The following is a 24,421-nucleotide window of genomic DNA, read 5'->3' as shown; positions in this document are numbered from 1 at the left end:
GCCATTTCAACTGTTTTACCATCAGAGATAGTTTTCGGAGCTGTTTCAGAATCAGCAGTTGTGTTACCTGTGGATTTCACTTTCCATACGGATTGTGCTGCACCAGGAGCCACATGCAAGTCGTAAGTTACTTGGTTACCGTTTTCAGTTTTGTTAACTGTTACGGAGTTATCGTTAGATGTAACAACTGTACGAGCATCTTTCAATTGTTTTACGTTAACTGCGTCAGTATCATTTACGCCAGCTTTCACATTAGTAATGTTCAAGTTACCAGCGTTGATACCAGTCTTAGTGATGGATGGACCACCAGAGATAGTCAAGCCATTGTTGTTAACTACAGTATCACCGATTGTTAAGGAACCAGATGGAGTCAAGTTAACTTCTTTGGACAATTGAACTTTCAACTTGCCATCTACGTTATTCACGCCAATGTTATTGTCAGTCAATTTGGACTTATCTGCACCACCAACGATATCCATAGTTTCGTTCAATTTCTTAGCGATAACTTTGGATTTATCTGCACCTTGTGCATCGTCGCCAGCATATTTCATGCCGTCATCTAATGTAGCCACTTCGTGTTTATCATGGTTGTGATCTTCGTATACGATACGAGTGATACCGTTCGTACCATTTTTACCGTCTACGCCATCTTGACCTTTTTCGCCACGGATAGTAAGACCGTCTTTGCCGTCCTTACCATTTAAGCCGATAGAGCCGTCTTTACCATTGATAACAACGGAGGAACCATCTTTACCGTTTACACCGATCTTACCATCAACGCCATCTTTACCATCTTTGCCGACCTTGATGTCATTGGACAATGCATATGTGTAAGTGTGTTCACCAGTTGTAGCGTCGATATCTTGTTTTACAGTCAAGTTATCGCCTGCTGCGTAGGAAACAGTTTTACCGTTGCCTACAGCTGTTACAGCATGGTTACCAACTACATTGCCTTTCGCATCAGTGGAGAAGGAATAACCGTCTTTGATTTGATCAGCCAAACCGGACAAGTCAATTTTTGCGATTGTACCAGCTTGGTTAGCACCGTTGCCATCGTTGTATTTCAATGTTACGGATTTATCTGCTGTGTTGTAGGAATAAGATGTAGTTGTTTCACCAGCACGATTGGATGTAGTAGGTGCAATGTGCAAATCGTTAGCTTTGGAAATTGTCTTAACGTCGCCGATGTTAGCACCGTTTGTATCATCAGTGGAGTTGTTATTTACGATACCAGATTTAAGGTTCGTAATGTTGTTGCCACCCATGTTCACATTGCCGCCGTCGAATTTGAATTCGTTGCCGCCGATTGTGAAAGTAGCAGGACCACCGTTTTTAATTGTGTTGATGTTGTTCAAGTCTTTAGCCAAACCGATGTTGATTTCGCTGTTACCATCAGCACCTTGCGTGATGCTTGTTTTGATGTTAGAGGAATCGTATTCGGAATCAGCTTTAGCACCTGTACCTTTAACAGTTACTTTAGAGCCAAGTTTATTTTTCTTTTCGCCACCGGAGTTAGCGTCGAAACGTAAACCATCATCCAATGTAGCTACTTCGTGTTTATTGTTGTCATGATCTTCGTAAACGATGCGAGTTACGCCGTCAGCGCCTTTTTCGCCTTTCATAGTAAGACCATCTTTGCCGTCCTTACCATTTAAGCCGATAGAGCCGTCTTTACCGTTGATTACAACAGAGGAACCATCTTTACCGTTTACGCCGATTTTGCCGTCAACGCCGTCTCTGCCATCTTTACCAATCTTGATATCGTTAGCCAAGTCGAATTCAACCTTAGCGCCGTCGTTGTTGCTAGTTTGTTTTACAGTTAAGTTCTTGCCTGCTGCCATTTCAACTGTTTTACCATCAGAGATAGTTTTCGGAGCTGTTTCAGAATCAGCAGTTGTGTTACCTGTGGATTTTACATTCCATACGGATTGTGCAGCACCAGGAGCCACGTGCAAGTCGTAAGTCACTTGGTTACCGTTTTCAGTTTTGTTAACTGTTACAGAGTGATCGTTAGATGTAACAACTGTACGAGCATCTTTTAATTGTTTTACGTTAACTGCATCAGTATCGTTTACGCCAGCTTTCACATTAGTAATGTTCAAGTTACCAGCGTTGATACCAGTTTTAATGATGGATGGGCCACCAGAGATAGTTAAACCACTGTTGTTAACTACAGTATCGCCAATTGTTAAGGAACCGGACGGAGTCAAGTTCACTTCTTTGGACAATTGAACCTTCAACTTGCCATCTACGTTGTTCACGCCGATGTTGTTGTCAGTCAATTTGGACTTATCAGCACCACCAACAACGTCCATAGTTTCGTTCAATTTCTTAGCGATTACTTTGGATTTATCTGTGCCTTGTGCATCGTCGCCAGCATATTTCATGCCGTCATCCAATGTAGCCACTTCGTGTTTATCGTTGTTGTGGTCTTCGTATACGATACGAGTGATACCATTAGTACCATTTTTACCGTCTACGCCATCTTGACCTTTTTCGCCACGGATAGTAAGACCGTCTTTGCCGTCCTTACCATTGAGGCCGATAGAACCATCTTTACCATTGATCACAACGGAGGAACCATCTTTACCGTTTACGCCGATTTTACCATCGATGCCATCTTTACCGTCTTTGCCGACCTTGATGTCATTGGATAATGCATAAGTGTAAGTATGTTCACCAGTTGTAGCGTCGATATCTTGTTTTACAGTCAAGTTATCGCCTGCTGCATAGGAAACAGTTTTACCATTGCCAACAGCTGTTACAGCATGGTTACCAACTACATTGCCTTTAGCGTCAGTGGAGAAGGAATAACCATCTTTGATTTGATCAGCCAAACCAGACAAGTCGATTTTTGCGATTGTACCAGCTTGGTTAGCGCCATTGCCATCGTTGTATTTCAATGTTACGGATTTACTTGCTGTATCGTAAGCGTAAGATACAGTTGTTTCACCAGTACGATTAGATGTAGTAGGAGCAATGTGCAAGTCGTTAGCTTTGGAAATATTCTTAACGTCGCCGATGTTAGCAGCATTTGTATTATCTGTATCATTGTTATTTACAATGCCAGATTTAAGGTTAGTAATGTTGTTACCACCGATGCTTACGTTGCCGCCATTGAATGCAAAGTTATCACCACCAATTGTGAACGTAGCATTGCCACCGTTCTTAATTGTGTTGATGTTTTTCAAGTCTTTGTTCAATTGAACTTCTAGAGTATCTGTACCATCAGCTTTTACGTTGATATTACCGGCTGCACTCTTAAATGTAGCAGATGTATTTTTATCTACGCCTTCACCTTGTACTTTTACTAAGCTGTTCAATTTTTGTTTGTTCACTATATCAGTGTTGTTACCAGTGAAGTTCAAACCATCATCTAACGTAGCAACTTCATGTTTATCATGGTTGTTATCTTCATAAACGATACGAGTGATGCCATCTTTGCCGTTTAAGCCAGGTTGGCCTTTTTCGCCCTTCATAGTAAGACCGTCTTTGCCGTCCTTACCATTTAAGCCGATGGAGCCGTCCTTACCGTTGATCACAACGGAGGAACCATCTTTACCGTTTACGCCGATTTTACCGTCAACGCCGTCTCTACCATCTTTACCAATCTTGATATCGTTAGCCAAGTCGAATTCAACCTTAGCGCCGTCGTTGTTGCTAGTTTGTTTAACAGTCAAGTTCTTGCCTGCTGCCATTTCAACTGTTTTACCATCAGAGATAGTTTTTGCAGCTGTTTCAGAATCAGCAGTTGTGTTACCTGTGGATTTCACGTTCCATACGGATTGTGCTGCACCAGGAGCTACGTGCAAGTCGTAAGTCACTTGATTACCGTTTTCTGTTTTGTTGATTGTTACAGAGTTATCGTTAGAAGTTACAACTGTGCGAGCATCTTTCAATTGTTTTACGTTAACTGCGTCTGTATCGTTTACGCCAGCTTTCACATTAGTAATGTTCAAGTTACCAGCGTTGATACCAGTCTTAGTAACGGATGGGCCACCTGTAATTGTCAAGCCACCATTATTAAGGATAGTGTCGCCAATTTTCAAGGAACCATTTGGAGTCAAATCAACATTGTTGGACAATGCATATGTGTAAGTGTGTTCACCAGTTGCATTATCGATATCTTGTTTTACAGTTAAGTTATCGCCTGCTGCATAGGAAACAGTTTTACCATTGCCAACAGCTGTTACAGCATGGTTACCAACTACATTGCCTTTAGCGTCAGTAGAGAAGGAATAACCGTCTTTGATTTGATCAGCCAAACCGGACAAGTCGATTTTCGCAACTGTACCGGATTGTGTAGCACCGTTGCCATCGTTGTATTTCAATGTTACGGACTTGCTTGCTGCATCGTAAGCGTAAGATGTAGTTGTTTCACCAGTACGGTTAGATGTTGTAGGTGCAATGTGCAAGTCGTTTGCTTTGGAGATACGTGTAACGTCGCCGATGTTAGCAGCATTATTGATTACATCGCCACCAGATTTAAGGTTAGTGATGTTTTGGTCACCCATGTTGATAGGGCCATTAGTGATGTTGATGGAGTTAGGACCGAATTCCATTTTTGGACCATTTGTAGTGTTGGAAATGGAATTGATGTTCACTAAATCTTTATTAACATCGTATTTAACAACGCCTTCAGCATCTACAGAAGCGGTTGTGTTTTTACCGTTTGTGAAGTTCAAACCTTTATCCAATGTAACTGTTTGAGCATTTTGGCCATTCGCTTTGTATGTCAAAGGAATTTGTTTAGCAGCTTTATCGCCATCGAATGTTACAGTGTAAGTTGTGTTATGGTTTGTTTCGTCTTGTGCAGGTGTAACAGTGATAGGGTTGTTTGTTGTATTTGTAGTGTTTACAGTTACCGCTTCACGAGCTGCATCTTTTACGTCGTTACGGGAAACGTTTACTTCGTAAGTTGCGCCAGCATCGCCATATTGGTCACCTGCTTGAGGTGTAACCTTAGCGATATTTGTATCTGTAGAACCTGTTACATTAGCTTTTGCTTTCACTTTTTCAGTAGAAGCAGCTGTAGGTGTTACATTATCAACGTCTACTGTGTAGATTGTTTTCTTACCACCGTCAACAGTATTTTCTGTTACAGATGTAACCTTCGCAGCATTTTTACCGCGAACTTCTACAGTATTGTTCAATTTGCTTTTCGCATCATCGGACAAGTCAACAGCTACATTGCTACCAGAAGCAGTTGTTTTGATGTATTGGCCATTATTAGCGCCAATTACGCCAAAGCTCAAGCCACCAGCTTGGTTCAATTTTTGAAGATCAGTAGCGCCTGTGTTACCAGTCAAACCAACTGTGTTATTGAAACCGTTGTTTACGATTTTCAATTGTTCTTCAGTTGCTGCACGACCTTTTTTAGCGAAATCAGGAGCATCCAACGTTACGTTAGTTAAACCAGTGATGTCACCAACTTTAGCGTTCAAGTTAATGTTATGGTCACCTGCTACGTTAACAGTTTGGTTACCACCGAATACAACTTTACCATCGCCATCTTTGTTTGTGATGGATGTAATGTCAGTTAAATCACCTTCAACGTCTACTTTGAAAGTTTTAACGCCATTGATTTCACGGTTGCTCACCTTTGTATTCTTACCATTTTCCATATCGATGGATTTTTTAGCAAGATTTTGGATGACTGTTTCGCCACCCTTGTTGATATTGGAAAGATCTTGTTTAGCAATACCTGTGATAACAGCCGTTTCGTTAGCAACATCTTTGTTGTTACCATCAAGGTATGTCATCGTTACTTTGCCGTTTGCATCTACCGCATATTCACCAGGTTTGATGTGACGTTCGTCAGCACGAACCTTTTTCAATTGGCTTACGTTAACTGCATCGTTATCGTTTACGCCAGCTTTCACATTAGTGATGTTCAAACCACCAGCATTGATGCCAGTTTTAGTAATGGAAGGACCATTGTTGATAGTCAAACCGTTGTCAGTGATGTTAGTATCGCCGATTGTTAAAGAACCATCTGGAGTGAGGTCTACATTTTTGTTCAAGGAGAATTCAACAGCCGCATTACCATTATTATTAGTTTGTTTAATGGTCATGTTTTTGCCGGCTTGCATTTCCACAGTTTTGCCATCACGGATAGCTTGTTGGCCTTGAGAACCACGAGCCACTGTACCTTCTGTAGCCGTAGATTTCACGTTGAAGGAGCTCATGTCGCCTGTTGGTAAACCGCTCAAGTCGATAACGGCTTTAGGACCAGTTACAGTTTTACCATTACCATCTTGGTATGTTAAGGTAACCTTCTTGTTACCGTCTACAGTATATTCAGCTACGTTATTATTAGTACCTGCTGTAGGTGCTATGTGTAAATCGTTAGCTTTGGAGATACGAGTAACGTCGCCAATATTAGCAGCGTTATTTTCTACATCGCCACCAGATTTAAGGTTAGTGATGTTGTGATCACCAAGATCTAGGTTGCCACCAGTAACGCTGATGTTGTTATCACCAAAGTGTAATGTAGGACCACCATTATTAGTAATGGAAGTAATACCACCAAGATCGCTATTCAAGGAGTATGTATATGTTTGTTCACCAATAGATTGGTTAATGTCTTGTTTAACTGTTAAGTTCTTACCAGCTGCATAGGTAACAGTTTGACCGCTTTCAACTTTAGTTGCTGTAGCAGTACCATCTAATTTACCGCCGTTAGCCTTAGCATTTGTTAAGAAATCGTATTTTGCAGCAGCGTCTGCAGCGTTGATTGTGTATGTAGTACGGCCGTTTACTGTTTTTTCATCAACAGTAACGTTTTTACCAGCTTTCACCATGCCAGTGTCATCAAAAGCAACTGTAATTTTGGAATCTTTTTCACCATCATGAGCCGCTACAGTAGATACGCGACCAGTACCGATAACGTTTAATTTACCACCGTCAGCCAAGAAATCACTGTTACCAGTATTACCAGCAACAGCAACGCCAACGTTTTTCAATTGAGCTACGTTAACAGCATCAGTGTCAGCAGTACCAGCAGCAAGGCCTGTCAATTGACGAGTCAATGTTTCGCCATTACCGATGGATACAGCAGCAGTTGTTGCAGTTTGTACGTTACCTTTTAAGTTTTTATATTTACGATCATGTAGATTAGATGGGTTGTAACCTAACACACCTTTATCTGTTGTTGTAACAGAGTGATCACCAAGAGCTACGCCGTTAGCGATGTTAGCTTCAGTTTCATTACCTATAGCAATCGCACCTTGTTTTGTTGCCTTGGAAAGACGACCTTCTGCAATCGCATAATCTCCAGTTGCAGTTGCCTCTGCACCTTGTGCAATAGAAGATGCACCAGAAGAAGTTGTTCTCATGCCAATAGCAATAGCATTTTCACCAGATGCAGTGATACGTTTAGAATCTCTACCACTTTGACCGATAGCAATAGAATTATTACCAGATGCATCGGCGCGAGCACCAAAAGCAGTTGCACCAGATCCTGTAGCATGTGTATCACGACCAATAGCAATTGTATCTAAATGAGTTGCTGTGTTATCTCGACCGATGGCAATTTGAGAATTCTCATTTCGAGTTTCACCAAAGTTTGTACCACCATTTGTGGAGTCCACCATATTGTTTTTACCAATGGCGATACCGCCCATTGTTTTCGCATCATTGTCTTGACCCATGGTAACAGTATCTTGCACACGAGATTTATTATTGCTACCAACAGATACGGAATTTTTACCACTAGCTAATGCGCTAGGGCCTACAGCCACTGCATTAGCAGCACCTGTTTCAGCATGCCAGCCCACAGCTACGGCATGACCAACACCGGTTGCATTTGTTTTAGTTGTATCACCGATAGCTACGTCACCATCACCGCTTGCCACTGTAGACGCACCAATAGCTGTAGCCCATTCGCCTTTAGCTGTATTGAAAGCACCTACTGCAGTAGCACGACTGCCTAAGGCATCATTAAAGTTACCAATGGCTAATGAATAAGCACCAGCTGGTTTAGGTGTTGTTTGCCAAGAACCATGTGTCCAATTTTGGTTATTATACGCACCAATAGCGATAGCATTTTCTGCATTCGCATTATTTTTATTACCTACCGTTAGTGTTGTAGCTGCAGTCGATTCATTACCAGCACCGATAGCTGTAGCTGCACCACCGTTTGCAACGTTTCGGTTACCCATCGCCATAGCGGAATTGCCAGTTGCTGAGTTTTTAGCACCAATCGCTACCTTGCCATCATTACCGGCTGTGTGGTCTGTTGTATTTTGATACCCTACAACGATAGAGTTTTGACCTGCATCATTTTTGCCATTGCTACCATCTGGAGCCGTATTAGCCCAAACATTAACATGACTATTGCCATAATCCGCATCGGCCATGGCTTGTTGAGGTGCAATACCGCCCATAGCACCAGCTACAGCTAAACCAGCCAATACGCTAGCTAGGACTTTCTTTTTGCCGCTATTATTTTTCGCAATCTCAGGCACTACAACGTAGCACTCTTTGGATTTGCTCCAAACGACTTTAAAGACCTTGTTCATAAAACCTTTGAACCCCTTTCTCATAAGTACATATAAATGTAACTTTTACACTTTTGTTCACTTCATGAAGAGTGGCTTTCCTCTCATTCACACACACTTCATATAGGATAATTCAATAATATCAATTTATTAATTAATTGTAAATACTTTTTCACCCATTTATTTAATTAAATTTTATATTTTAGATGAAAATAAACTGAAGTTTATATGTATGTGTAAAAATAAATACATCTACGAGAAAGTGCATAATAGCAAGGTTTTTAAACGTATTTTAGAAACTTTCTTCATATAGCTTTCATATAGCAGCCCATTCTTTTTAGTTTATATTTTTGTTAAATAACGAAAATAAAGCTATGATACAGATCTAAATAGGAATCTATAATCCATAAATTTTGTAAACCATAAAATATCAACGCACCAGTAAATAGCTGTATTTTTCTATTATAAATATAATTCATTTAATAAAATAATAAACCTTTACTATTAATAGTTAATTAATATATTCAATACCTATCTACTCAATTACAACTAAACCAAAAGTATCATCAATACAACATAAGGTACTCATATATGCACAAAAAAACGCCCACACATTGTGTGAGCGTCTTTTTATAGGCCCCCATACTAAACAGGGGGGGCAATTGTGAGAGTTTCTATGAGGGCCATATGTGATTGTAATTGTATCTACTAGTATTATTTACTAATAGCTTCACGCAAATTTACTTTACGTGATTGCGGTTGATCAACAGGTGCTTTTGCAATCGCTGCACGTAGATCTACTTCATGATCCTCGCCAGCAACTGGTTCTTCACTCGCTTTGTTTTTAACCGTTTGTTTAGCGGCATACCAGATTGTGTCATTCATGTAGTGACGAAGTTCGTCATTGTTTACATGTTCTTGATCATGGGCCATGATATCCAAAATGGAATCTTCCAAAGCAGTTGCTTCTTCGTCAGTCATAGGACCGCCAATTTTCTTTTGCTCTTGGATAACCGTATTGATTTGATCCACCATGCCACGAAGTACATTGTACCCATAGCTATTAGTGAAACCATCTTGTTCGTTATATTTTGGCATATCAAAATATTCGTATTCATTTTTATTACGGTTTTCACCATTCCAGTTCATGAATACTTCTTGACCATGTACACGGCCGATAGAATGTGTACGGAAATAGTCAGCATAATTATGTTTGTCATAAGAATGTAACCATTTTACATCCGCTTTAGTTAATTGCTCGTGATTATCGCGTTTAACCTTAGCCTTTGCAATGTTAACCTCTGCATTTTGCCAAGCTTTCACATAATCATGAACAGCAGCCATGGTTTGTGGACTCGCTACAGGAACGAGTACAACAGAACCAAGTTGTGGCGTCATTACAGGATTTTTAACGATTAACGTATCATCATACGTTGGTGTGCTAGCTGCGTGACCAGTAAGGGATGCAGCGCTCATAAATACTGCTGCTGTGAAAGCAAGCATTGTAGATTTTTTCATATCTATTCCTCTTTTCTTAGTCGAATCAAAAGGGATGCGAGGATTCTCATTGATGAGAACCCTCATCCCAGCGTCTGTGAAAGTTTAACGTTTCAAATTATAAACCTAATTTTGCCATCATTGCAGCAATTTGAGCTTTCATTTGTTCATTTTCTGCTTTCAAATCAGATACTTCGCCTTTTAATCCGGCATTTTGAGCTTTCATAGCTGCCATTTCTTGTTGCATTGCATATGTGGAACTGATAGGGCCTTTGCGGTAACGATCTGCTACAGCAGCTTCGCTATCACGGTTGCCAACTTTCCAAGTTACACCAGCGTTCGCCATCATGTGGCTAGAACCACCAGCCCAGGAGATGCCACCATGAATCAATGTGGATTCATTTTTGTAATGAGCTACGCCAAGAGCCACTGCGGAGTTACCACGGTAGTTACCATAACCCGCCATGATTTGAGTTGGTTCTAATGGATCGTATTGGATAGGTTTCAATGCTGCAAGAGCTGCGCCTTGAGCACCTACACGGCCGACTTCTTCACCAAGTTGGTCGATACGGTTGTTAACACGGTCCAAATCTGGTGTAGCATTAGGATCTACATGTAAATCATATGTGACTTCACCGGTAGTAGTATTTTCACTTCTATTGATTGTTACAGAATTATCATTAGATGTAACTTTTGTACGAGCTGCTTTCAATTGGTCAAGGTTAACTGCATCTGTACCATCTGTACCAGCTTTAACATTAGTAATTTTATTACCACCCATGTTGAGGTTACCACCGCTAATTGTTACAGCAGGAGTTGTAGCACCAGCAGGAACATCTGCGATAGAGATAGAGGAGTTACCGTTAGAAATCTTAGTAATACCAGACAATTCGTTAGCTAATTGAACTCTCAATTTACCACCGTCGTTATTCACGCCGATGTTATTATCAGTCAATTTAGTTTTATCTGCACCACCAACGATATCGATAGTTTCGTTCAATTTTTTGGAGATAACTTTAGTTTTATCTGTGCCTTGAGCATCATCACCAGCGTATTTTACGCCATCATCATGAGTTGCTACTTCATGTTCGTTACCATCTTTATCGTTGTATACGATACGAGTGATACCATCAGTACCATTTACACCTGGTTTGCCTTCTTTAACAGTAATATCAGCAGTTGCATTTTTACCATCTTTACCAGCAGGGCCAGTTAAACCGATGTGACCGATACCGTCTTTACCGGAGATAGATACAGCATCTTTACCGTCTTTACCGATAGAAACTTTACCGTCAAGACCATTCGCACCATCTTTACCAGTAATGGATACACCGTCTTGACCATCAACGCCATCTTTTCCTGGAACACTAACGGATTCTAAACCTTTAAGGTTCTTATTAAGACCGATTTCAACAGTTGTATTACCAGCTGCATCTTGTTTGATGTTAGTTCTGATATTATCAGTGTTGTATTTATCTGCAAAGTTTTCGGTAGTGCCGAGAGCGCCTGTACCAGCAATAGTTACTTTAGAACCAAGTTTATTTGTCTTAGGATCTCCGTTATTTGCATCGAATACAAGGCCTTTGTCGATAAGAGCATCAGATGTAGATTTGAGGTCAGTTACATTAACTGCACCATACTTAGCATTAGGATTAGCTGCTGCTGTATTAATCTTATCTAAGAATGTAGTACCAGTTTTATCAGCGATGGAGGAACCAACGTTTTGTAACTTAGTAGGATCTGTAGAAGAGTTACCAGCACTGTTCATAGATGCAATCACTTGGTTTGCAGGAACTACTGTACCAGTACCATTAATATTTGTATTGAAAGTACCATCTGGTTGTTTGTAAACTTTAGTGCCATCTTCCTTAGTATAAACAACAGGAGTTTGTGCATTATTTACAACACCTTGGTTGTTGATAGTGATGTCATATTGGTGACCTTTAGTTGCATCATAAGTTGCAGATGTAGGGTCGTTTTTATCAACTACTTTGATGGAGCTATCAGAAGATGTAACAGTTGTAACATTATCTTTCAATTGTTTTACGTTTACTGCATCAGTATTAGCTGTGCCAGCTGCAACATTAGTAATTTTGTTACCACCATTATCAAGACCTTGGTTAGTCAACTTAACATCAGTTGTAGTTGTACCAGGAGTTGTAGGCGCTTTAATAGTAATGCCATCGTTATTTACAACAGTATCACCCATTGTTACAGAGCCATCTTTAGTGAGGTTAAGATCTTTGTTCATCTTAACAGTTAAAGTATTTTGACTATCTGCTTCAACTGCGATGTTACCAGCTGCAGATTTGAACTCTTGGCCATTAGCTTCTAATTTACCAGCTGCATTTTCAGTAACGCCTTCACCTTGAACCTTCACAAGAGAATTCATTGGTTGTTTATTTTCTTTAGAAGTGTTGTTACCAGTGAAACGCAACCCATCATCCATAGTCGCTACTTCACGTTTAATATCGTTGCCATCAGTATCTTTCAATGGGTTGCCATTAGCATCTTTTGGTACGTAAACAATACGTTGAGATTGATTACCATTGTTTGCTTCTGGTTTAACAAGAGTTTGTTTACCATTTTCAGTAGAAATATCTACAGATTTGCCGTTTGTACCAGCAGGACCTTGAGGGCCTGTTAAGCCGATTGTACCAACGCCATCTTTACCAGCGATAGATACAGCGTCTTTACCGTCTTTACCAGAGATACCAACTTTACCATCGATACCATTTGTACCAGGAATACCTGTAGCACCTTGAGGACCAACGATAGTTACACCATCTTTACCAGCTTGACCATCTTTACCATTTACAACAACTTTGTCTAAGTTAGTAAGATCTTTATTTAAAGCATATGTGTAAGTAAGGTCGCCGTTATTTTCTTCTTGTTTAACGGTCAAGTTCTTACCTGCAGCATAAGTTACAGTTTTACCACTAGCAACAGGTTTTACGCTTGCTGTCGTACCAGTCGCAAGATTACCACCTGCATTAGTATTGAACCCGTAATTATTGCCACCAGCTGGAATATTCAAGTCGGAGAAGTCGATAACTGCTTTAGGACCAGTTACAGCTTTACCATTGCCATCATTGAATGTTAATTCAACTTGTTTAGTTGCTGCATTATATTTGTAAGCTTGAGCTGCTGCGCCTGGGTTAGTATTACCAGATGCTACGCCACCTTTATCAGCGTCTTTACCACCAACTGTTGGAGCAATATGCAATTCAGACGCTTTCAATGCTTCAGCAGTATTATAAAGATCAGATACGTTAACTGCTGCATTTTTAACATTAGAACCAGCATCAGCAGCTGCTTTCAATTTATCCAAGTATGTAGCAGTTTGTCCTGCAGGCATTGTTGGATTTTGATTTTTAATAGCAGAGCCAATGTTGTTAACAATCATGCCACCATCTTTTGTTGTTTGGCCAGTTGCTGCTTTAGGGTTTTCGAAAGAAGTGATGATATCGCCAGTATATTCAGCTGTTTCACCAACTTTATGGAATTTACCGTCTTTATCTTTCGTTAATTTTTCACCATCTGGAGTTGTGTAAACTGCTGGAGTTACAGCATTTACAGTGTAAACAGTATGGTTATCTGTTGCATCCACAGCTGAAGTTACAACTACATTGTCACCAGCTTTAACTTCTGTACGGTTTTCTTTCAATTGTTTTACGTTAACTGCATCAGTATCAGCTGTGCCTTCTTTAACGTTCACAATCTTGTTACCGCCGTTATTAAGACCGGATTGAGTCAAGCTAACGTTAGTTGTTGTACCACCAGTAGGCGCTGTGATTGTTACACCACTATTATCTACTTTAGTGTTACCTGTTGTTACAGAACCATCTTTAGTAAGGTCGATAGTCTTAGCCAATTGAACTTTCAACTTGCCGTTGTCTTCATTAACACCAATGTTATTATCAGACAAGCTACCAGTTGCACCGCCAATAATATCGAGTTGTTCACCCAAAGGTTTCTTGATAACAGTTGCGTTATCACCCTTGAACTTCAAGCCATCATCCATTGTAGCTACTTCACGTTTAATCGTGTTGCCGTCGCCATCTTTCAATGGATTACCATCTTTATCTTTTGGTACGTATACGATACGTTCAGACTTGTTATCATTGTGAGCTTCTTGCTTAACAAGGGTTTGTGTGCCGTGATCAGTAGAGATATCTACACCTTTACCATCAGCACCAGCAGGGCCTTGAGGACCTGTCAAACCGATTGTACCAACGCCATCTTTACCAGCAATGGATACAGCATCTTTACCATCTTTACCAGAGATACCAACTTTACCATCAATACCATTTGTACCAGGAATGCCAGGGGCACCAGTAGCACCTTGAGGACCAACGATAGTTACGCCATCTTTACCAGCAATACCATCTTTACCATTAACAACAACTTTGTCCAAGTTTGTTAAATCTTTATCCAATGCATAGTTAATAGTTGTATTACCATTACCATCATTAGTTTGTTTAACGGTCATGTTACGACCAGCTTGGAAATCAACAGAGTTTTGATTATCAATTACTTGGCTAGTGTCACCAATATGTTTGCCTACTTCGGAACCTACAGTTGTATTTTCTGCAGATGTTTTAGCAGTCCAAGTAGAAGCTGTTGTACCGCCAGTATTCAAAGCGGAGAAGTCGATAACTGCTTTAGTATCAGTTACTGCTTTACCATTGCCATCATTATATGTCAATGTAACTTTCTTAGTAGCTGCATCGTATTTATAAATGTTTTCAGTACCGCTTACTACACCGCCTTTAGCTTCAGTAGAACCAGTTTTCACTGCTGTTGGAGCAATATGAAGTTCATTAGCTCTCAATGCTTCAGCAGTGTTATGAAGGTCAGATACATTAACCGCTGCATTCTTAACATTAGAGCCAGCATCAGCTGCTGCTTTCAATTTGTCTAGGTATGTTGCGCCAGTTTGTGTTTTAATAGCAGAACCAACATTGTTAACGATCATGCCACCATCTTTTGTTGTTTGGCCAGCTGCTGCTTTAGGGTTTTCAAAAGAAGTGATGATATCGCCAGTATATTCAGCTGCTTCACCAACTTTATGGAATTTACCGTCTTTATCTTTCGTTAATTTTTCACCATCTGGAGTTGTGTAAACTGCTGGAGTTACAGCGTTTACAGTGTAAACAGTATGGTTATCTGTTGCATCTACATCGGAAGTTACAACTACATTGTCACCAGCTTTTACTTCAGTGCGATTTGCTTTTAATTGTTTTACGTTAACTGCATCAGTATCAGCTGTGCCTTCTTTAACGTTCACAATCTTGTTACCGCCGTTATTAAGACCGGATTGAGTCAAGCTAACGTTAGTTGTTGTACCACCAGTAGGTGCTGTGATTGTTACACCACTATTATCTACTTTAGTGTTACCTGTTGTTACAGAACCATCTTTAGTAAGGTCGATAGTCTTAGCCAATTGAACTTTCAACTTGCCGTTGTCTTCATTAACACCAATGTTATTATCAGACAAGCTACCAGTTGCACCGCCAATAATATCGAGTTGTTCACCCAAAGGTTTCTTGATAACAGTTGCGTTATCACCCTTGAACTTCAAGCCATCATCCATTGTAGCTACTTCACGTTTAATCGTGTTGCCGTCGCCATCTTTCAATGGATTACCATCTTTATCTTTTGGTACGTATACGATACGTTCAGACTTGTTATCATTGTGAGCTTCTTGCTTAACAAGGGTTTGTGTGCCGTGATCAGTAGAGATATCTACACCTTTACCATCAGCACCAGCAGGGCCTTGAGGACCTGTCAAACCGATTGTACCAACGCCATCTTTACCAGCAATGGATACAGCATCTTTACCATCTTTACCAGAGATACCAACTTTACCATCAATACCATTTGTACCAGGAATGCCAGGGGCACCAGTAGCACCTTGAGGACCAACGATAGTTACGCCATCTTTACCAGCAATACCATCTTTACCATTAACAACGACTTTGTCGAGGTTGGACAAGTCTTTATTTAAGGCAAATTCAACCTTAGCGCCATTAGCATCAGATGTTTGTTTTACAGTTAGGTTCTTACCTGCAGCCATTTCAACAGTATTACCATTGGAAATGGTCTTAGCAGCAGTTTCAGATGTAGAATCTGTATTACCTGTGGATTTTACATTCCAAGAAGAAGCAGTTGTAGTGCCACCACCAGTAGCGCTTACAGTGTAAACATCTTCACCATTAGATCCTGTGGTCTTACTAACACTTACGTTAGAACCAGCTTCAACAACTGTCTTAGCCGTTTTCAATTGTTTTACATTAACAGCATCGTTGTTATCTGTACCAGGAGCTAGGTTCACAATCTTATTGTTAGTTGTGCCATCACCCAAGGACAAGTTACCGCCCTTAATAGTTACAGCAGGAGTTGTAGCATTTGGAGCGTCATTCAATAGGATGGAAGTGTTGCCGTTAGTTACAGAGTTGATACCCTTCAAGTTTTTGTTCAACTTGAGTTCCAATGTATCTGTACCGTTAGCTACTACAGCGATGTTACCAGCTGCAGATGCGAAGGTTGGAACATCCGTTGCAGTAAGGCCTTCACCTTGAACTTTTACAAGAGAACCAAGTTTATGCGCATTTTCGGTTCCAGTGTTGTTACCAGTGAATTTCAAACCTTTGTCAACCAATGCATCGGATGTATTCTTAAGGTCTTTTACGTTTACAGCTGCATTTGGTGTGTTAGTCGCTGCTGTATTTAACTTAGTCAAGAATGCATCGCCTGTGGATGTACCAGTTTTATCAATAGCAGAGCCCACATTGTTGATAACCATGTTACCGCCAGTTGTGTTGCCATTACCATCCATGAAAGATGTGATTACATCATCTTTGTCTACATTATTACCAGCAGCAAGATTGCTATTTGTTGTGAAAGTGCCATCTGGACGTTTGTACACTTTCGTACCATCAGCTTTAGTGTAAACAGCAGGTGTTACAGCATTAACTGTATATGTTTTTTGACCTGTTGTTGCATCAGAGCTTTCAGATACGTTGACATTGTCACCAGCTTTTACGATGGTGCCAAGGCCAGTGATGACATTCTTACCAGCATTATCGATGTTGGAGAGATCTTGTTTAGCGATACCTGTGATAACAGCTGTTTCATTAGGCACATCGGCATTATCACCGTTTTGGTAAGTCATTGTTACTTTGCCATTAGTATCTACCGCATAAGTACCTGGTTTGATATGACGTTCTTTAGCAGCCACAGCCTTCAATTGAGATACATTAACTGCATCGTTATTATTGACACCATCAGATACATTGGTAATTGTCTTATTACCAGCATTAATACCAGTTTTAGTGATGGATGGACCACCAGTAATAGTCAAGCCATCATTAACAATTTTAGTGTCACCAATTGTCAAGGAGCCATCTTTTGTTAAATCAACGTCCTTGTTCAAGGCGAATTCAACTTCAGCACCGTCAGTCGTATTAGTTTGTTTTACAGTAAGATTTTTACCTGCTTGTAAGTCGACTTTCTTTTGGTCACTAATTGTTTGTGTAGTATCACCAGAATGAGTGCCATCAGTAGCAGATGTATTCACCTTCCAAGAGGAAGCAGCGCCACCAGTGGATGTAGCATCAATGGTGTAGATATCATGACCATCTCCACCTTGTGTTTTAGTAACATTCACATTGTTACCAGCTTTTACTTCTGTGCGCAAACCTTTAATTTGGCTGTAGTTAACTGCATCAGTATCATCTGTACCAGGAGCTACATTAGTGATTTTGCTACCACCCATGTTGATTGGGCCATTTGTGATATTGATAGAATTAGCACCAATTTCCATTTTTGGACCAGTTGTTGTATTAGAAATGGATGTGATACCTGTCAAATCACCTTCCACATCAACTTTGAAAGTCTTAACACCATTTACATCACGGCTGGATGCTTTAGTATTTTTACCATCTTCCATGTTGATAACGGATTTAGCAAGATTTTTAATCTTTGTTTCGCCGTTATTAGTGATGTTAGAAAGATCTTGATTAGCAACGCCAGTAATAATTGCTTTGTCACCAGCAACATCTTTACCATCACCATCAACATAAGTCATGGTTACATTGCCATCATTATCTACTGCATAGGAACCTGGTTTAATGTGGCGTTCTTTAGCAGCTACAGCCTTCAATTGAGATACATTGACTGCATCGTTGTTATTGACACCATCAGATACATTGGTAATTGTCTTATTACCAGCATTGATGCCTGTTTTAGTAACAGATGGACCACCTGTGATTGTTAAACCATCGTTGTTAACTTTAGTATCACCAATTGTTAAAGAACCATCTTTAGTTAAATCAACATTCTTGTTCAAGGAGTATGTGAATTGTTTATCAGTTTGGTCTAATACAATGTTTTTACCAGCACTCAATGTTACAGTATCGCCAGGGCTTACTTTTTTGGATACTTGAGTACCTGTTACGCTACCACCGTTATTGGAGGAAACTACGTTCCAACCAGATTCGTTGATTGCTTTTGCAACATTGTCAGTTGTAGCAATGCCGTTTGTAGTAGGCGCTACTGCTTTACCATTAGTATTAGTAATATCAGCACCTATTTTAGCTTTTACTGTAACACCATTTTTATCAGCAGATGTAGAAATAAATGTAGGCTCATCACCTTTAATTTTCAATGTACCATTGTCTAACAATACATCGCCATTGCCAGTGTCACCAGCGTATTTCAAGTTAACACTTCTCAATTGAGCTACGTTAACTGCGTCGCTGTCAGCAGTACCTGCTGCAAGGCCTGTAATTTGACGAGTTGCATTAGCACCGTCACCTACGGAAACTGCTGCCAATGTGGAAGTTTGTACATTATCAGTTAAACCATCATATTTGTTTGTACGAGTTTCTGCAGGGTTAAAGCCTTTAACACCTTTATCTACTGTTGCTTTAGACTGAGAACCAAGAGCAACGCCATCTTTTACAGATGCAACAGATTCTTGACCTAATGCAGTCGCACTTTCAGCAGTAGCATTTGCTTTAAAGCCAAGGGCAGAGGCACCTTTTTCTGTTGCTTGCGCAACACCGCCTACTGCAGTGGAAGCAACGCCTGTAGAATTAGATTGCATACCAATGGCAATAGAACCTGTTTTACTAGCTGACGTTTGATAACCTTCACCATTACCAGCAATAGCGATAGCACCAGAACCTGTTGCTTCAGAACGAGCACCAAGGGCAACAGAAACGTTAGCAGATGCTGTTGTTTTACGACCGATTGCAACAGTATCTTCTGCTGTCGCTTTATTTTCACGACCAATAGCGATCATTGTATTACCTGCGGCACGGCCACCATTTACAGTAGAGTCTGCAAGGTTATTTTGACCAATAGCAATACCACCACCAATGTTCGCATTATTGGAAGTACCCATTGTAATTGTATCCTCTTTATTAGAGTTATTCTTTTCACCAATAGAAATCGCACGATCGCCAGTAGATGTATTTGTATTGCCGATAGCAACACCACCTGCACCACCAGTAGTTGTATTATTTTTACCAATTGCTACAGAAGAACTACCTTGTGCATTAGATTTATATCCAATAGCAGTCCCGAAATTAGCACTTACAGCTGCTTCACGACCCATGGCAATGCCGCCCCAACCGTTGGCATCGGCTTGTGGACCAATAGCAACCGCATTTGCTTGGTTCGCTTTAGACTCACGACCCATAGCAATGCTATCGCCAGAAGAATTCGTTTCAGCCTTATGACCGATACTGATGTTATCAGTACCCTTTGCCCAGCTTTCACGGCCTACAGCAATAGAGAATTGACCGCTACCTCGATCTGCATCATGATTATTTGCATCTACATTCGCACGATTACCAATTGCAATAGAATCATCAGCAGATGCCATAGATACATTACCAATCGCTACAGAAGCACGACCTTTCGCTTTATTGTAGGCACCAAATGCAGCCGCTGCACCACCAGTTGCCTCATTACCATTACCAACAGCTACTGCAGAGTTTTCTGTTGCAGTATTTCCCGCACCGATTGCAACAGTCCCCCAATTGTTATCAGTTGTATTTTGATAACCTACAACAATAGAATTAGAGCCTACATGGTTACTACCATTTAATGTACCATTAGGAGAAATATTAACAGAGCTATTCCCTAAGTCTGTCCCCGCTTGTACTGGTGTACCCATAGTACCAGCCGCAGCTACCATAGCCAAACCAGCTAACACGCTAGCAAGAGCTTTTTTCTTACCACCATTGTTTTTTGCAACTTCGGAAACTACTACGTAGCACTCTTTAGTTTTGCTCCAAACAACCTTAAAAATCTTATTCATAGAAACTATGAACCCCCTTTTTAAATAGACACAATTACAATCAAAATGTTTTCCTTATAGTTTGATGAGTCATAATATAAATACTACTAAAAATAATTTATTTCATAGCATTTCATTTTTTACTCATCTTGTGTCATATATAAGATATCAAAAAAAGAATACCTTGTAAATAGTATTCTTCATTTTTCACTCATATATTTTTAATATTTTAACTTTATTTATAATTATTTTATATTTGTATATAAAAATCATAGATTTTATGTGTATTTTTCGCCTACTCATAGCAAGTAATTCAATTAAATTCGATATAGAACCATTTCATTCGATATAATCATCAGTTTTACTTATAAACTATTCTTTCATCAATTTAATTGCTTTCATAATCATCGATATAATTAAAATTCATATATTATCTATATTCTCTAACTTTACTTTTACAAAATATATTATACATATGAGGTATTTTTAAAATTCATAAAATCGTCGATTATAACCAACTATACAAGGAATAATTTGTACATAAAAAACACTTTTATAGTATACTAAAGAAATAAAAGACATTAATACTAAGGGGGATGTTATATGAAAAAGGACGATACACAACACAAACTAGAGGCAGCAGTACCTAATCTAAACCAAGCACAGCATATTACTCCACCTGCGCATGTTACAACAGATGCACAAGCGGATATCGACAATTTAAAAAATTCATACGATAATTTTCTCTATATTTCAAAAGCATTTCCAAATACAAATATTAATTCACTTATCGCTAAAGGTCGTATTTACGGACTTAATCCAGTTCCAATTAATGGGGCTCGTGTATTAGAACTCGGTTCCTCCTGTGGTGGGAATATCATTCCACAAGCATTGTATTATCCAAATGCTACTTTCACAGGCATAGACCTATCATCAGTACAAGTACAACACGGGAATGAACTTATCAACTCAATGGGACTCACGAATGTAACATTGCTAGAGAAAGATATCATGGACATCGATGATGATTTTGGTACCTTTGATTTCATTATCGTACACGGCATTTGGTCATGGGTACCTGATGTAGTGAAAGATAAAATTCTTTCTATTTGCAATCGTAATTTATCAGACCGTGGCATTGCCTATATATCATATAATACATATCCTGGATGGAAACGATTAGAACAACTACGTGATATCATGCTCTATTCGGAAAAACATGCACCTCATGATTCCTTAAAAGATCGCACGGTGTATACGAAGAATGTATTAAAACTCATCGCTGAAACGATGAAAATGGATGAACGGTCTCGGGTATACTCGGATTACAAAATCAAAAATATTAATCGCGTTCTCCACTCTAATGATTACTATGTAGGTCACGAATATCTAGAATCCTATAATGACCCTGTTTATGTATCACAGTTTGTGAAATGGGCTGAGCAACAAGGTTGTACCTACATTGGTGACGAATCGTTACAACGTTCATTTATTACGTGGCTCGATGATGCAGTGGTAGAAAATATCACAGCCTTATCTCAAGGAAATCATGTGGATAAAGAGCAGTATTATGATTACGTATATGATACGCAATTTCGTATGGCTTTACTCACTAAACCAATCAACGAAGATATGATTAATCGCGATGAAACAATAACTATAGATACATTAAATAGTCTTTATTTCTATACCGCATTAGATGAATATGATGGTGCCCCACCAGAATGGCAAGATAAATCATATATATCCATTAAACAATTAATGGACCTTAGAAAACCATTCAATGTTCAAGATGTAGTCAACTATGTAACAGTACACCATCCTGATTTTGAAATTGACATGGATCGCATATACAGACGTTTATTCCTCTTAGCTATCGTAGGCCATGTGTATGTACTTGGTGAAAGATATAATCAATTGCCATTTATTGAAAATAAAACATATATACCAGAACAATTTATAAAATATATAGCAACGCTCACTGAAGGTAATGGGCTTCAATATATGACGACAGGTAATATGTATAATCAAATCGATCAAGATATCGATGAAGGTCTTTTATTTGTGATGCGATTACTCACAAAGCCTACTACAAAAAAATCAATGCTAGCAATTATGGATGAAAATTTAACAGTAGAACGTACACGCAAAGATGGGACTACGTTTATTGTGCCAAATGATGAATATTTAGAAAAATCTTTACAACATATTGAAAATCTAGGATTTTTTAGAAGTTAACCAATACAAAAATGGCGAATAGTTGATTAACATATCAACTATTCGCCATTTATCATATATATATATAATTTATAATATTATATCTTTTTATGTTATAACCGTACTCTATTAATTATGTTTTAGATCCTTATTTTGATCTGTTTGTATATTAAGACCTAGTACGGAATTTAAAATAGCCTTAAATTGTTCATTATCTGCTTGTAATTTAGCAATTTCACGTTTAGCATCAGCTAAATCACGAGCCATGGCTATTTTAGAACGAGATACTTCAGACTTAGCGCCCCATTTATAAGAAATTCCTGCATTATAAACAGTATCATCCCCACCATTAGCAGTAGATCCAACAGTAATCATTATATCTTCATTTGGTCGATAGGCTACACCAATAGCAGCAGCATTAGCATTATGATAATGACCATATCCAGCCATTATGTCTAATTTATGATCTGGGTCAAAATCTAATGGATGTAATCCAGCGAGTGCGGCGCTTCCTGCAATACCTTTACGTGCTTCTTTTTGATTAGCATCAATAATATTGCGCAAACTATTAGTATTACTACTGAAACTGTTAATTCGATTAACGATATCAGGACTCAATCCTATAGTATATTCTTTACGACCATGCGCATTATCTTGTGATGTAACCGTAATATTATCACCAGCTACAATAGTATTATATTTTTGTGCTTCAAGAGCGACATCATAGAGTTGAGATCCATTAACCGCATCTGTAGATGTAGAAGATACTCTACCAGCACTGACGTTTTGAAGTTGACGAGTATAAGTTGTAACACCACTTGTACCAGCACGACCATTAGCACCAAAGGACACAACAGAGTCTGGAGTACTGCCTGCAAATGTGACATTACTAAATTTAATGTCACTTGCATTATCTTGTATTGTACTTGTACCAACTGCTGCATCGGTTACAGAATTAGAGCCAATAGCGACACTATTTGGAATATCTGCCAATGTATCATTACCTTGAGCTACCGCACTATTACCTAATGCACTCGCGTTGCGACCAATAGCAATGGACGCTTCACCATCAGCGATTGCAGAATGACCATTAGCGATTGCATCTTTACCAGATGCTTTTGCTAATGAACCTACGGCTAACGCTGAGTTACCACTAGCAACGGCTTCATTACCTGCAGCAAAAGCATATTCTTCTGTCGATTTTGATTTATACCCAACAGCAGCACTATAATCACCACTAGCAGCAGCATGATTACCTGTTGCTAAGGAATAATCACCTGTTGTCTCTACATCACTACCAACAGCTGTAGATTGCACACCAGAAGCCACAGATTGATAACCAATAGCACTACTATATTGGTTAGATGCTTTTGTGCCATATCCTACTGCAGTAGCCATGACATCGGTAGCTTTTGAAGATTTACCAATAGCCACTGCACTTTTAGCAGATGCATAAGAACCATTACCAATCGCAATAGTATGCTCACCATTTGTTCTAGCCTGTGCCCCAATCGCATAAGTATAATCAGTTAATGCCTGTGCAGAAGAACCGAATGCCAAAGAATCTCTGCCATGTGCCTCTGATAATGACCCACCAGCAATACTATTCGTACCTAAAGCCTTATTTTTGTCCCCAATAGCAAACGCATTATCACCATCTACTACATTTTTATATCCAGCAACCAACGCACTCGTAGCAGTTGCTGAAATCGTATTACCATTACCAAAGGCTTCTGCCCCTTCTGCCGCTGCCGCAGGATCAATCGTATTATTAATACCTCCAGCGAATACAGACCCCGTTATAGAAGCCATAGTCATAGCGATTAACATTGTTTTTTTGTTGAACTTTACCATAATCTAACATCCCCTAATTAAATAATACTTATATATTTAT

At 39.4% G+C, this 24,421-nt stretch carries 5 protein-coding genes; 1 reads left to right on the top strand and 4 read right to left on the bottom strand.

Annotated features, from left to right (window positions below; all coding sequences use genetic code 11):
* From VIHSUH07_RS02860 to VIHSUH07_RS02850, 3 genes are all read right to left on the bottom strand, one after another.
* On the bottom strand, window positions 1-8,546 hold an 8,546-nt coding region (locus VIHSUH07_RS02860; RefSeq protein WP_233187808.1), incomplete at its 3' end, for an ESPR-type extended signal peptide-containing protein.
* A 669-nt stretch (window positions 8,547-9,215) separates the two neighbouring features.
* Window positions 9,216-10,019 carry a hypothetical protein gene (locus VIHSUH07_RS02855; protein ID WP_105083831.1) on the bottom strand — a complete coding sequence of 268 codons (804 nt, stop codon included), beginning with the start codon at window positions 10,017-10,019 and terminating at the stop codon, window positions 9,216-9,218.
* Between the two features lie 97 nt (window positions 10,020-10,116).
* On the bottom strand, window positions 10,117-20,331 hold the full coding sequence (locus VIHSUH07_RS02850; protein WP_105083830.1) for an ESPR-type extended signal peptide-containing protein: 10,215 nt from the start codon (window positions 20,329-20,331) through the stop codon (window positions 10,117-10,119).
* A 582-nt stretch (window positions 20,332-20,913) separates the two neighbouring features.
* Here VIHSUH07_RS02850 and VIHSUH07_RS02845 point away from each other — a divergent pair.
* Window positions 20,914-22,548 (top strand): class I SAM-dependent methyltransferase, encoded by a 1,635-nt coding sequence (locus tag VIHSUH07_RS02845; protein ID WP_105083829.1) that lies wholly within the window; start codon window positions 20,914-20,916, stop codon window positions 22,546-22,548.
* Window positions 22,549-22,656: 108 nt separating this feature from the next.
* Here the strand turns inward: VIHSUH07_RS02845 and VIHSUH07_RS02840 are convergent, their stop codons facing one another.
* Window positions 22,657-24,381 (bottom strand): YadA-like family protein, encoded by a 1,725-nt coding sequence (locus tag VIHSUH07_RS02840; RefSeq protein WP_105083828.1) that lies wholly within the window; start codon window positions 24,379-24,381, stop codon window positions 22,657-22,659.
* Between the last annotated feature and the right edge of the window lie 40 nt (window positions 24,382-24,421).

This window comes from Veillonella sp. T34266-5, assembly GCF_002959815.1.
GTDB lineage: Bacteria > Bacillota > Negativicutes > Veillonellales > Veillonellaceae > Veillonella > Veillonella atypica.
Note: the sequence above shows the minus strand (reverse complement) of the source record. Positions and strands in the feature narration are given on the sequence as shown.

What these genes read in the sequence shown, in the direction of transcription:
- VIHSUH07_RS02850 (WP_105083830.1), bottom strand. Translation starts at nt 20,331, where the DNA reads ATGAATAAGATTTTTAAGGTTGTTTGGAGCAAAACTAAAGAGTGCTAC.
- VIHSUH07_RS02845 (WP_105083829.1), top strand. Translation starts at nt 20,914, where the DNA reads ATGAAAAAGGACGATACACAACACAAACTAGAGGCAGCAGTACCTAAT.
- VIHSUH07_RS02855 (WP_105083831.1), bottom strand. Translation starts at nt 10,019, where the DNA reads ATGAAAAAATCTACAATGCTTGCTTTCACAGCAGCAGTATTTATGAGC.
- VIHSUH07_RS02840 (WP_105083828.1), bottom strand. Translation starts at nt 24,381, where the DNA reads ATGGTAAAGTTCAACAAAAAAACAATGTTAATCGCTATGACTATGGCT.